General features: G+C 71.0%; 10 protein-coding genes. All 10 read left to right on the top strand.

Translation table 11 applies throughout. From position 1 onward, the window contains the following. Positions 1 to 2 precede the first annotated feature (2 nt). Positions 3 to 1,445, top strand: a complete 1,443-nt coding sequence (locus tag ACOMD9_RS07430) for a polysaccharide deacetylase family protein (RefSeq protein WP_421413259.1) — start codon at positions 3 to 5, stop codon at positions 1,443 to 1,445. Between the two features lie 31 nt (positions 1,446 to 1,476). After that, positions 1,477 to 2,796 carry a hypothetical protein gene (locus tag ACOMD9_RS07435; RefSeq protein ID WP_421413262.1) on the top strand — a complete coding sequence of 440 codons (1,320 nt, stop codon included), beginning with the start codon at positions 1,477 to 1,479 and terminating at the stop codon, positions 2,794 to 2,796. Then, the gene (locus ACOMD9_RS07440; protein ID WP_421413263.1) at positions 2,756 to 3,889 is read left to right on the top strand and encodes a glycosyltransferase family 4 protein; all 1,134 of its coding nucleotides are present in this window, start codon (positions 2,756 to 2,758) and stop codon (positions 3,887 to 3,889) included. The genes ACOMD9_RS07435 and ACOMD9_RS07440 overlap by 41 nt, the downstream gene beginning before the upstream one ends. Beyond that, on the top strand, positions 3,886 to 5,142 hold the full coding sequence (locus tag ACOMD9_RS07445; RefSeq protein WP_421413266.1) for a glycosyltransferase family 4 protein: 1,257 nt from the start codon (positions 3,886 to 3,888) through the stop codon (positions 5,140 to 5,142). Before ACOMD9_RS07440 ends, ACOMD9_RS07445 begins: the two co-directional genes overlap by 4 nt. Next, positions 5,139 to 5,735, top strand: a complete 597-nt coding sequence (locus ACOMD9_RS07450; RefSeq protein ID WP_421413268.1) for a sugar transferase — start codon at positions 5,139 to 5,141, stop codon at positions 5,733 to 5,735. Before ACOMD9_RS07445 ends, ACOMD9_RS07450 begins: the two co-directional genes overlap by 4 nt. Then, on the top strand, positions 5,728 to 6,444 hold the full coding sequence (locus ACOMD9_RS07455; protein WP_421413270.1) for an acetyltransferase: 717 nt from the start codon (positions 5,728 to 5,730) through the stop codon (positions 6,442 to 6,444). The genes ACOMD9_RS07450 and ACOMD9_RS07455 overlap by 8 nt, the downstream gene beginning before the upstream one ends. Then, on the top strand, positions 6,444 to 7,640 hold the full coding sequence (locus ACOMD9_RS07460; protein WP_421413357.1) for a DegT/DnrJ/EryC1/StrS family aminotransferase: 1,197 nt from the start codon (positions 6,444 to 6,446) through the stop codon (positions 7,638 to 7,640). Before ACOMD9_RS07455 ends, ACOMD9_RS07460 begins: the two co-directional genes overlap by 1 nt. Before the next feature lie 48 nt (positions 7,641 to 7,688). After that, positions 7,689 to 9,653, top strand: coding sequence for a polysaccharide biosynthesis protein (locus ACOMD9_RS07465; RefSeq protein WP_421413273.1), 1,965 nt, complete (start codon positions 7,689 to 7,691; stop codon positions 9,651 to 9,653). Positions 9,654 to 9,755: 102 nt separating this feature from the next. Continuing rightward, positions 9,756 to 11,609 (top strand): glutamine--fructose-6-phosphate transaminase (isomerizing), encoded by a 1,854-nt coding sequence (glmS, locus tag ACOMD9_RS07470; RefSeq protein ID WP_421413276.1) that lies wholly within the window; start codon positions 9,756 to 9,758, stop codon positions 11,607 to 11,609. A gap of 153 nt (positions 11,610 to 11,762) precedes the next feature. Next, on the top strand, positions 11,763 to 13,061 hold the full coding sequence (locus ACOMD9_RS07475) for an O-antigen ligase family protein (protein WP_421413279.1): 1,299 nt from the start codon (positions 11,763 to 11,765) through the stop codon (positions 13,059 to 13,061). The last annotated feature ends 3 nt before the right edge of the window (positions 13,062 to 13,064 follow it).

The raw sequence follows: 13,064 nt of genomic DNA on the forward strand, positions 1-13,064 counted from the left end.
ACATGACTGCACCGCATGGCTCACTCCCGGCACCCGATCCGGGTGCCTCCCCGATACCCCGTTCCGCCGAGGTAGAGGCGGCCGGCACGGCATGGGCCGATGCCGATCCGCTGCTCGCCTGGCTGGAGCAGGTGCTCGACGAGCGCTTCGGGCTGCCCCTTCGCCTGGAGCGCGATGGCCCCGAGCGACTGGTGCTGTCCCTGGTCGGGGCGCCGGGGCGGCTGCTGTTCGACCGACTGCAACCGGCCTTCTTCCTCCCCGGGGGCGACCTGCCCCACACCCACTGGGACGCTGCCGCCGAGGGCTTCACCGCCCCCCTCGACTCGCCGCTGCCGGCGCCGGGCGCGGAGGGCCTGCCGCGCCCGCTGGTGGAGCCGGCGCCGGGTGGCCTGACCATCCACTACGACATCCTCGGGCTCGCCTACTGGATGCTCAGCCGTCAGGAGGAGGTCGGCGCCGAGCAGCGGGATCGTCACTGCCGCTTCCCAGCCGGCGCCTCCCACGCCGGCCGGCACGGCTACCTGGATCGGCCGGTGGTCGACGAGTGGCTGGCGGTGCTCGGCCAGCTGATCCGCTGCCAGTGGCCGGGCGTGACCCTGCGGCGCCACAGCTTCCGGGTGCGACCCACCCACGATGTCGATCGCCCCAGCCGCTACGGCTTCGCCCGCGACGTCAAGCTGGCCCGGGTGATGCTGGGTGACACCCTGCTGCACCACCGTCCCCAGGCGCTGCTGCTCGGGCCCTGGGTGCGCCTGACCACGCGGCGCCGGCTGCACCCCCTCGATCCGCTCAACACCTTCGACTGGCTGATGGACGTCTCCGAGCAACACGGCCTGACCAGTGCCTTCTACTTCATCTGCGGCCGCACCGACCCGCGCAAGGATGCCGACTACGAGCCGGAGCACCCGGCGATCCGCGAACTGCTCAGGAACATCCATGCCCGCGGCCACGAGGTCGGGCTGCACCCCAGCTACCACACCTTCCGCAACCCCAAGGAGCTGGCCAACGAGGCCGTGCGGCTGCGCCGGGTGTGTGCCGAGGAGGGGATCGAGCAGCCCGAGTGGGGAGGGCGCATGCACTACCTGCGCTGGCAGACCCCGCTGACGCTGCAGGGCCTGGCCCAGGCGGGGATGGACTACGACAGTACCCTGGGCTATGCCGAGGCACCGGGTTTCCGCTGCGGCACCTGCTTCGACTACCCGGCCTTCGATCCGGTCAGGCGCGAGGCACCGCCACTGCGGATCCGCCCGCTGATCGCCATGGAGTCCTCGGTGATCGCGCCCCTCTACCAGGGGCTGGGGACGGGCGAGGCGGCCTTCGAGCGCTTTGCCACCCTCAAGTCCCGCTGCCGTGCCCTGGGCGGGACCTTCACCCTGCTGTGGCACAACTCCGAGCTGACCACCACCGCACAGCGCGCGCTCTACGAGCGCGTGCTGGCCGCATGAGGAGGGCTGTCGTGTCCCGGGAGACCGCCACATGATCCTGTCCGGTGACATCCTGGCCGCGCGCGCCTCGAGCGTCGGCTTCTTCGTGCTCTTCCCGGGGTTCATGATCTACCACACCCTGGTGGCCCTGGGGCTGATCCCGGCCTTCCTCGGTGGCCTGTTCGGGATCGTCACGGTGGTGATGTTCGGCATCTACATGCCGTTGCTGCCGTCGCAGCGCCACCGGATGTTCTCCTGCACGCGGGGCTTCGCGCTGCTGGTCGCGGCCTTCCTCGCCTATGTGCTGTGCTGGTCGCTGGCCAGCTACGGCCTGCAGGGGGGCGGGGCGCTGCGGGCGGCCATGATCCAGTCGCTGGAGACGATGGTGCTGTGGCTGGTGCTGTTCGTGATGGGCTACCGGGTGCCGCTGGATTCGCCGGCCCTGGCCCGGGCCTTCCGGGCCGCCTTCCTGGTGACTGCCGGCTACCTGCTGTTCTTCGTGGCCACCACCGGCCAGCTGATGTTCTTCGCCCGGCAGATGCTCGAGGCCGACGGCGGCGAGGGCGTCTCCACCTACCAGGGCTATGCCCGCAGTGCGCTGGTGATGCTGGTGTTCCTGATCGCCGTGAGCCGTACCGCCTCGGCCCGGGCCGCCCTCATCGCCATGGGGGGATTCGTGATGTTCGTCCTCGGCGCCCGCTCGGAGCTCTACGCCTACCTGGTCCTGGCCACGCTGCTGCTGGTGGTGTGGGCGGGCATGAGCGCCAGGTACCTGCTGACGCTGCTGGCGGTGCTCGCCCTGGCCGTGCTGGTGGTGGTCAACCAGTTCGAGGCGATGTCGGGGACGCGCCAGCTGCAGGTGCTGGACCTCTCCGGGACCAGTTCCTGGCTGGCGCGCCAGCACCTCGAGCAGCGCGCCCTGACGCAGATCGCCGCCAGCCCCTGGCTGGGGCAGTTCGGCGGCCACGTCACGGCTGCAGGGGGGACCGGCGGCTATGCCCACAGCATGCTCTCGGCCTGGGTCAACTACGGCCTGATCGGCTTCGTGCTCTACGTCGGCATGACCGCGGTGGCCTTCCTGGGGGCGGCATACCGCATGGTCTATCGCCGCGACACCGCCGCCTGGTGGGTGTTCGCCTTCTCCATCAACTTCGTCTGCCTGCTGCTGGTCGTGCTCGCCAAGCCGGTGTTCTGGCCGCTGCCGGCACTGGGCTGGGGGGCCTTCGCCAACGCCCTGGCCCGCACCCGGCTGGCCGCCGACGAGGATGACAGCCGTCACGACGACAACGCGCAGCAAGAGGCTGCCGATGAAACACAAGGACGAGACGATCATGAAAGTGGCACACCTGACCTCCGCCCATCCGCGCCATGACACGCGGATCTTCCTCAAGCAGTGTCGGTCACTGGCCGCTGCCGGCCATGAGGTGACCCTGGTGGTGGCCGACGGCCGTGGCGAGGAACGGCGCGAGGGTGTCCGGATCATCGATGTCGGCCACCTGGCGGGACGGATGAACCGCATCCTCAGGACCACGCGCCGGGTCCATGATCGGGCCCGCACGCTGGACGCCGATGTCTATCACCTCCACGACCCGGAACTGATGCCGGTCGGCCGCCGGCTCAAGCGCCAGGGCAAGACCGTGGTCTACGACGCCCACGAGGACCTGCCACGCCAGGTGCTGGCCAAGCACTACCTGGGCGGCCTGTCCCGCCGGCTGCTCTCGCGCGTGACGGAGGTCTACCAGCGCCTGGTGTGCCGGCGGTTCGATGCCATCGTCGCCGCGACACCCCACATCCGCGACGGCTTCCGGACCTTCCACCCGCAGGTGGTCGACGTCAACAACTTTCCCATGCAGGGGGAGCTGAGCGGGGCGCCCGACCCGACCCTGGCGTCCTCGCCCGAGGAGCCCCCGGCGGTCTGCTACGTGGGCGGCATGGCGCCGATCCGCGGCATCCGCGAGATCGTGCGTGCCATGGAGTCGGTGAAGCAGCCGTGCCGCCTGGAGCTGGCGGGCAGCTTCAGCCACCTGGCCGTGGAGCAGGAGGTGATGACCTATGCCGGCTGGGAGCAGGTCGAGGCCCACGGCTACCTGGACCGCGACGGGGTCCGCCGGGTGATGGGGGGGGCGCTGGCGGGCCTGGTCACCCTGCACCCGGTCATCAACTACCTCGATGCGCTGCCGGTGAAGATGTTCGAGTACATGAGCGCCGGCCTGCCGGTGATCGCCTCGGACTTCCCGCTGTGGCGGGAGATCATCGAGGGGAGTGACTGCGGGCTCTGTGTCGATCCCCTCGACCCCGTGGCCATCGCCGGTGCCATCGACTTCCTGGTGGCCAATCCCGTGCGTGCCCGCGAGATGGGAGCCAACGGCCAGCGTGCGGTGGCCGAGCGCTACAACTGGCAGCAGGAGGAGCAGAAGCTGCTGGCGACCTACCAGGCGCTGGCCCGCGGTGGAGTGTCGGCATGAAGCACGTCTGGATACTCAACCACTATGCCAAGCCCCCGGAGGCGGCCGGCGGCGCGCGCCACTTCCAGCTGGCCCGTCACCTGCCGGGCCACGGCTGGCGCGCCACCCTGATCGCCTCCAGCGTGGACCATCCCGGCGGCCACCAGCGCCTGGACAACGGCGAGCAGGCGCGGCTGGAGACCCGCGACGGGGTGCCCTTCCTGTGGCTGCGCACCGCGAGCTACCGCGGCAACGGCGGCGGACGCATGAAGAGCATGCTCGAGTACGCGCGGCAGGCGGTGCGTCCCGGACGGCTTGCCGGGATCGACCGTCCCGACCTGATCATCGGCTCGAGCGTCCACCCCTTCGCCGCCCTGGCCGGCTGGTGGCTGGCCAGGCGCCATCGGGTGCCCTTCGTCTTCGAGGTGCGGGATCTCTGGCCGCAGACCCTCATCGACATGGGGCGGCTGCGGGAGGGCAGCCTGGTCACCCGGGCCATGCGGACACTGGAGACCTTCCTCTATCGCCGTGCACGGCGCGTACTGACGCTGCTGCCTCGGGCGCGGGACTACATCGTCCCCCGGGGCGTGCCCGCCGAGCGGGTGGTATGGCTCTCCAACGGGGTCGACCTGGACGACTACCCGGACCCCGTGCCGCCGCCGGTTCGCCCCCCCGAGATGCCGCTGTCGCTGATGTACTTCGGCGGTCACGGCGAGGCCAACGGCCTCGAGGTGCTGGTGGCCGCCATGGGGCGGGTCCGGGAAGCCTGCGAGCGCAGCGGCGGGGCGGTACCCGTGCAGCTGCGCCTGATCGGCGATGGGCCGGCCAAGCCGGCGCTGCAGCGCCAGGCCACCGAGCTCGGCCTGGACGGTCGCTGGGTGCGCTTCGAGCCGCCGGTCCCCAAGCGCGAGATTCCCCGGCTGGCCCGCGAGGCCGATGCCTTCGTGATCACGGTGCGCGACCTGCCCCGTCTGTACCGCTTCGGCATCAGCATGAACAAGCTGTTCGACTACATGGCCGCGGCGCGGCCGGTGGTCATCGCCTCGGGCGCGGTGAACGACCCGGTCGCCGATGCCGGGGCCGGCATCACGGTACCCCCGGAGGATCCCGCGGCCCTGGCCGAGGCGATCCTGGGCCTGGCGGCATTGCCGGCCGAGGAGCGCGAGGCCCTGGGGCGCGCCGGGCGGGATCACATGGAGGCCGCCTACGACTACCGGATCCTGGCCGGCCGGCTGGCCGGCGTGATGAACGACGTCATGGAAGAAGCGCAATGAAACGACTGCTCGATATCCTCCTGGCCCTGGTCGCCCTGATGCTGCTCTCGCCGCTGCTGGCGGCGGTGGCACTGCTGGTGCGGCTCACGCTGGGCTCGCCGGTGCTGTTCCGCCAGACACGCCCCGGGCTGAACGGCCGGCCCTTTCCCATGATCAAGTTTCGCACCATGCGCGAGGCCGTCGATGCCCGGGGCAACCCCTTGCCCAACGAGGAGCGCATGACCCGCGTCGGCCAGTGGCTGCGTGCCAGCAGCCTCGACGAGCTGCCCGAGCTGTGGAACGTGCTGCGCGGCGACATGAGCCTGGTGGGGCCGCGGCCGCTGCTGATGGAGTACCTGCCGCTCTACGACGCCCACCAGCTCCGCCGCCACGAGGTCAGGCCCGGGGTGACCGGCTGGGCCCAGGTCAATGGGCGCAACGCCCTGACCTGGGACGAGAAGTTCGATCTCGACGTGTGGTACGTGGATCACCGCTCGCTGTGGCTCGACCTGCGCATCCTGCTGCTCACGGTGAAGAAGGTGGTGGTGCGCGAAGGCATCACCCATGACGGGGATGTGGCCATGCCGCGCTTCCGGGGAGGTCGAGGTGAGTAACCGTGGACACCTGGCCATCCTCGGTGCCAGCGGCCACGGCAAGGTGGTGGCCGATATCGCCATGCAGAGCGGCTGGCGCGAGGTGACCTTCTACGACGATGCCTGGCCCGACAGGACCCGCCTCGAGCACTGGTCGGTACGGGGCGACATCGAGGGGCTGCTGACCCGGCTGTCACGCTTCGATGGCGTGGTGGTGGCCATCGGCAACAACGCCGTCCGCCAGGCCAAGCTCGAGCGCCTCGCCGATGCCGATGCGCGACTGGCCACCCTGGTGCATCCGCGGGCCACGGTCAGCCCGCTGGCGCGCCTCGGGGCCGGCACGGTGGTGGTCGCCGGGGCGGTGGTCAACGCCTTCGCCGAGCTGGGCCCGGGCAGCATCGTCAATACCGGCGCCACCGTGGGGCACGACTGTCGCCTGGACGCCTGCGTGCACGTGGCTCCGGGCGCCAACGTGGCCGGCGACGTGAGCGTGGGACGCGGCAGCTGGATCGGCGTGGGAGCCGCGGTGAGGCAGGGCGTGCACATCGGCGAGGCGGTGATGGTGGGGGCCGGGGCCGCCGTGGTCGCCGACATCGCCGATGGCCTCACCGTGGCCGGGGTGCCGGCCCGCCCGCTCTCCGCCGACGCCGCTTCCGCTTCGCTTACGGCCCCCCGGGACGCCTCGACGAGGCGCCGGCTCGGCCTGGCTTCATCGCAAGGGAGATCATGATGCTCAACGGACCCTTTTCCCCCTGGCCCGCCTTCACCGACGAGGAAGTCGCCGCCGTGACGCGGGTGCTGCGCTCCAACCGGGTGAACTACTGGACGGGCCGGGAAGGCCGCGACTTCGAGCGCGAGTTCGCCCGTTTCGCCGACACCGAGCATGCGATTGCCGTGGCCAACGGCACCACCGCCCTGGACCTGGCGCTCAAGGGGCTCGGCATCGGCGAGGGCGATGGGGCGGGGCGCGACGAGGTGATCGTCGCCTCACGCACCTTCCTCGCCTCGGCCTCGAGCATCGTCACCGCCGGGGCGGTGCCGGTGTTCGCCGACGTCGATCGCGACACCCAGAACATCACCGCCGAGAGCGTCGCCACGCAGATCACCCCGCACACCCGGGCGATCATCGCCGTGCACCTGGCGGGCTGGCCCTGCGAGATGGACGCGCTGATGGCGCTGGCCGAGCGGCACGACCTGCACGTCATCGAGGACTGCGCCCAGGCCCACGGCGCCACCTACCGCGGGCGCAGCGTGGGCAGCATCGGCCATGTGGGCTGCTGGTCGTTCTGCCAGGACAAGATCATGACCACCGGCGGGGAGGGCGGCATGGTGACCACCAGCGACCGTGCACTCTGGCAGCGCATGTGGGCCTACAAGGATCACGGCAAGAGCTGGGAGGCGGTCCACGAGCGCGAGCACCCGCCGGGGTTCCGCTGGCTGCACGAGAGTTTCGGCACCAACTGGCGCATGACCGAGATGCAGGCCGCCATCGGCCGGATCCAGCTCGCACGGATGCCGGGGTGGAAGGCCGCTCGCCGGGCCAATGCCCGGCGCATCCGGGAGGCCGCGAGCCAGTGCCCGGGACTGCGCGTCCCCGGGATACCCGGCCACCTCGAGCACGCCGCCTACAAGGCCTACGTCTTCGTCGAGCCGGGGTGCCTGGCGGCAGGCTGGAGCCGCGACCGCATCATGGCCGAGATCAATGCCCGCGGCGTGCCGTGCTTCTCCGGTTCCTGCTCCGAGGTCTATCGCGAGAAGGCCTTCGACGGCACCGGCTGGCGGCCGGCCCGGCCGCTGCCCGTCGCCCGGGAGCTTGGCGACACCAGCCTGATGTTCCTCTGCCATCCCACCCTCACCGAGGCCGAGATCGACAGGACCTGCGCGGTGCTGGGCGAGGTGATGCAGCAAGCCGGTGACAGAGGATAAGCGCCTACCGGGCGGGGAATCCCCCCGCCCCGTCATGGAGGGACGACCATGAGAGACCTGTTGCAACCCCTGTTTCGCCTGTCGCGACCGCGCAAGCGCACCATCCAGCTGCTGGCGGACTGCGCGCTGATCGCGCTGAGCTTCCTGCTGGCGATGCTGCTGCGCCTCGAGGACTGGGCGCCGCTGGCCGAGGCGCGGACCTGGGCGGCCCTGCTGGTGGTGATCCCGGTGAGCCTGGCGATCTTCGTCCGGCTGGGCTTCTACCGGGCGGTGATCCGCTACATGGGCCACAAGGCGAGCCGCGCGGTCTTCATCGGGGTGATCGTCTCGGCGCTGTCGCTGCCGCTGGCCAGCTACCTCTTCGCGCTGGGCATCCCCCGTTCGGTGCCCTTCATCTACACCATGCTGGCGCTGATGACCATCGGCGGGGTGCGTTTCGGCCTCCGGGCGCTCTACCTGCGCAGCCAGATCATCCACAAGCCGCGGGTGGTGATCTACGGCGCCGGGGCCGCGGGGCGCCAGCTGGCGGTGTCGCTGCGCCATGGCCAGGAGTACCTGCCGATCGCCTTCGTCGACGATGCCACGGGCCTGCAGAATACCTTCATCGAGGGGCTCAAGGTCTATCCGCCGCGCCAGCTCGGCTACCTGGCGGATACCTACGGCGCCCAGCGGGTGCTGCTGGCCATGCCCAGCGCGAGTCGGGCACGCCGCCGAGAGATCCTTGCCGAGCTGGCGCCCCAGGGCTTCCCGGTGCAGACCATTCCCGGCGTCGCCGACATGGTGGCCGGCCGCGCACGCATCAGCGAGGTGCGTGACGTGGCGGTGGAGGACCTGCTGGGCCGTGACCCGGTACCGCCCAACCCGGCCCTGATGGACGCCAACCTGCGCGGCAAGGTGGTGATGGTCACGGGGGCCGGCGGCTCCATCGGTTCCGAACTGTGTCGCCAGATCCTGCGCCACGGGCCGAAGCGCCTGCTGCTGCTCGAGACCTCCGAGTTCGGTCTCTACAGCATCGAGCAGGAACTGCGCCAGCTCGCCACGACGGAAGGACTCGCCGTGTGCATCAAGCCGCTGCTCGGCTCGGTGCAGCACCGCTCCCGGCTGGAGGCGGTGATGAAGGCCTTCGCCGTCCAGACCGTCTACCACGCCGCCGCCTACAAGCACGTGCCGATGGTCGAGCACAACGTGGTGGAGGGCATCCGCAACAACGTCTTCGGCACCCTGGAAACCGCCCGTGCCGCCGTCGCCGCCGGGGTGGAGACCTTCGTGCTGGTCTCCACCGACAAGGCGGTGCGTCCCACCAACGTGATGGGGGCCAGCAAGCGCCTGGCGGAGCTGGTGTGCCAGGCGCTTGCCGATCATCAGGAGGCGACCCGCTTCTGCATGGTGCGTTTCGGCAACGTGCTGGGCTCCAGCGGCTCGGTGGTACCCCTGTTTCGCCGCCAGATCCAGGCCGGCGGTCCGATCACCGTGACGCATCCCGAGATCACCCGCTACTTCATGACCATCCCCGAGGCCGCCCAGCTGGTGATCCAGGCCGGCGCCATGGCCCGGGGTGGCGACGTCTTCGTGCTCGACATGGGCGAGCCGGTGAAGATCGCGGAGCTGGCCCGGCAGATGGTGCGCCTCTCGGGCCTCAGGGTCTGCGACGAGGGTCAGCCCGACGGCGACATCGCCATCGCCTACAGCGGCCTGCGCCCGGGGGAGAAACTCTACGAGGAGCTGCTGGTGGGGGACGACGTCTCGCCGACCTCCCACCCGCGCATCATGACCGCCCAGGAGGTGTGCTGGAGCTGGCCGCGGCTGGACGCCTTCCTCGAGCGCCTGTTCGACGCCTGTCGCGCGTTTCGCCATGACACCATCCGCGAGCTGCTGCTGGAGGCGCCCGCCGCCTACCGGCCCCGGGGCGAGATCGTCGACCTGGTCTGGCTGGAGAGGGGCCCCGTGGTCGCCGACACGTCCTCGCCGTCTCCGGTCACTCGCCTGCGCCCGGCGGCAGAGCGCCAGGCCTGACACGACGCTGCGGCCGGGGCGGGAGGACCCGCCGCGCGGCGTCTCGACGCATCACATCACGTCCCGGGATCGGCCCGGGGCGCTGTTCAAGGAGGAGCCAACATGTGTGGCATCGTTGCAGCCGTGGGGTCGGACAATGTCCTGCCCGTTCTAATGGAAGGCCTGAGGCGACTCGAGTACCGGGGGTACGATTCCGCCGGGGTGGCCCTGGTGGAGCAGCCCGGCAAGCTGGGTCGTGCCCGCGAGGTGGGCAAGGTGGCGGCCCTGGAGCAGGTGCTGGCCGGGGTGCCCCTGGTGGGCATGACCGGCGTGGCCCACACCCGCTGGGCGACCCACGGCCAGCCCAGCCAGGTCAATGCCCATCCCCATGTCTCGGGACGGATCGCCGTGGTGCACAACGGCATCATCGAGAATCACGGGGCGCTCAGGGCGCAGCTGGAGGCCGAGGGCTACCCCTTCACCTCCGAGACCGATACCGAGGTGGTGGCCCACCTGATCGAGCGCGAGCACCGCGACGGCGGCAGCCTGGTCGATGCGGTGTCACGGGCGGTCGACCTCCTCGTGGGCGCCTATGCCCTGGGGGTGATCCATGCCGACGAACCCGGCCGGGTGATCGGTGCGCGCCAGGGGAGTCCACTGGTGCTGGGCGTCGGCGACCAGGGCCACTACCTCGGGTCCGACCCGCTGGCGCTGCTGCCGGTGACCGATCGTTTCATCTACCTGGAGGACGGGGACCTGGTGGTCGCCACCCGTGGCGGCTGGGAGGTGCAGGCGCGCTCCACGGAGGGAGACCGGCGGTTGGTGAGTCGCCCGGTGGTCCGCTACGAGCACGACGATCTGTCGGTCGGCAAGGGCGAGTTCGACCACTACATGCTCAAGGAGATCCACGAGCAGCCGGTGGCCGTGGCCAATGCCCTGGAGGGGCGGCTGGGCGATGACAAGGTGCGCATCGAGGCGCTGGGGCCCGGGGCCGAGGCGCTGCTCGCCGCCACCCGCCAGGTGCATATCGTGGCCTGCGGCACCAGTTACCATGCGGGCCTGGTGGCGCGTTACTGGCTGGAGGAGCTGGCCGGCGTGCCCTGCCAGGTGGAGGTCGCCTCCGAGTACCGCTATCGCGAGGTGGTGGCCTCGCCGGGCACGCTGTTCCTGACGCTCTCCCAGTCCGGCGAGACCGCCGATACCCTGGCCGCGCTGCGCCACGCCTGCACCCGCCAGGGCGAGGCGGCCTTCATCGGCAGCCTGGCGATCTGCAACGTGCCCGGCAGTTCCCTGGTTCGCGAGTCGGACCTGGCCGTGATGACCCATGCCGGCCCCGAGATCGGCGTGGCCTCCACCAAGGCCTTCACCACCCAGCTGGCCGCCCTGATGCTGGTGACCCTGGCGCTGCGCCAGGTGCGCGGTGGCGAGGCCGGGCTCACCGCCCGCCTGGTGCATCGCCTGCGCTACCTGCCGACCCTGCTCGGGGACGCCCTGGCCCTCGACGCCGACATCGCCACGCTCGCCGGTCGCTTCCTGGATCGCCGGCACACCCTGTTCCTGGGTCGCGGGGCGCAGATGCCCATCGCCCGGGAGGGGGCGCTCAAGCTCAAGGAGATCTCCTACATCCATGCCGAGGCGTATGCCGCCGGCGAGCTCAAGCATGGCCCCCTGGCGCTGATCGACGCGAGCATGCCGGTGGTGGCGGTGGCGCCCATGGATGGCCTGCTCGAGAAGCTCAAGTCCAACCTGCAGGAGGTGCGCGCCCGTGGCGGCGAGCTGCTGGTATTCGCCGACCCCGATGCCGGGCTGCACGCCGAGGCGGGCATGACGGTGGTCTGCGTGCCGGCGTGCTGTCGCTACCTGGCGCCCATCGTCTACGCCCTGCCGTTGCAGCTTCTCGCCTACCATGTGGCGGCGGCCCGCGGGACCGACGTCGACCAGCCACGCAACCTGGCGAAGTCGGTGACCGTGGAGTAGGGCCGTTCTCCCGCTTGCAGCGCGTGCCCCGTCGACCGCGACGGGGCACCGCCGTCCGCCTATGATGGTCTCAGGGAGTCCCGGGCATTCGCGGACGCTGCCGTTCTCGAATGCCGAGGGACACCAGGAGATTCAGCGGATGACACAGCGGCCATGATCGACGACGGACATCATCGTGCAGCAGCGCAGCCGTTCGTTCGGTTGACCCATGCCCGGCCAGCCCAGTGCCATGCCCGCCTCGCGAGCATGGCACTGGCGTTTCTCGGGGTCGCGTTCCTCGTCCTGCCGTGGTGGACGCTGGCCGCCGTGCCGCTGCTGCTGGGGCTGGCCGCGTGGCCCCGGAGCGGGCGCCCGCCGACCCCCTTTCCCGGACGCCGGGACCTCTGGGTCCTGGCGGTACTGATCCTGTACGGGCTCGGCTGGGTACTGGCGGGGCCCTGGCACGGCGAGGGGGTGCGGGGGCTCAAGGAGGCCTGGCCGGCATGGCTGGCCGCGCTGGCACTGGTCGCGCTGTCCCGGTTCCGGCTGTCGTCGGGCTGGCTGTGGGGTGGCTTCGCCGTGGGCAGCCTGGCCACCGGCGGGTGGGCCGTGTGGCAACGCCTCGTCGAGGGCGTCAGGCGTGCCGACGGGCACGAGCCGCTGCACGCCATCCTGTTCGGCAACCTGGGCCTGCTCGCCGGCCTGATCTGCCTGGCGGGGCTGGGCTGGGCCCTCGGCCGTGAACGGCACCGAGGCTGGGCGCTGCTGCTCGCCGCGGGTGGGGTCGCCGGGCTGACGGTCTCGGCACTCTCCGGCTCCCGGGGAGGGTGGATCGGCCTGCCGCTGGCGCTCTGGGTGCTCTATCGCGGCCATGGCCCCCGGCTGGCGGTGCGCTGGCAGCTGGCCGGGTTCGGCGTGCTGGCGCTGCTGCTGGCGGGCCTCTATGTCGTGCCGCAGACCGGGGTCGAGCGGCGCATCGACAATGCCGTCGGCAGCCTGGAGCAGTACCTGGAGGGGAACCGGGAGATGACCTCGGTGAGCGCCAGGCTGGAGATGTGGAAGGGGGCCATGCACCTGGTCGTCGAGCGTCCGCTGGCCGGCTGGGGGGCGCGGGGGTATCGACAGGCGATGCGCGAACGCAGTGCGGCCGGACACCAGGCACCGACGCTGGGACGCTACTGGCACGCCCACAACGACCTGCTCGATGCCTGGGCGAAGCGTGGCCTGCCGGGGCTGGCCACCCTGCTGGCACTCTACCTCCTCCCCCTGGGGCTGTTTGCCGGGGGGCTGCGCAGCGAGTCGCGGGAGCGCCGGGCCCTGGCGATGGCCGGCGTCATGCTGCCGGTGACCTTCGTCGGCTTCGGGCTCACCTACAGTTTCCTGGCCTACCCCGCGGGGGGGCTGGTCTACGGCCTGCTGCTGGTGGCCCTCTGGGGGCTCTACCGGCAGACGCCGTTGCCGCCCGGGGAGTGACGC

It is taken from the genome of Halomonas terrestris, assembly GCF_049166755.1.
Lineage (GTDB): Bacteria > Pseudomonadota > Gammaproteobacteria > Pseudomonadales > Halomonadaceae > Halomonas.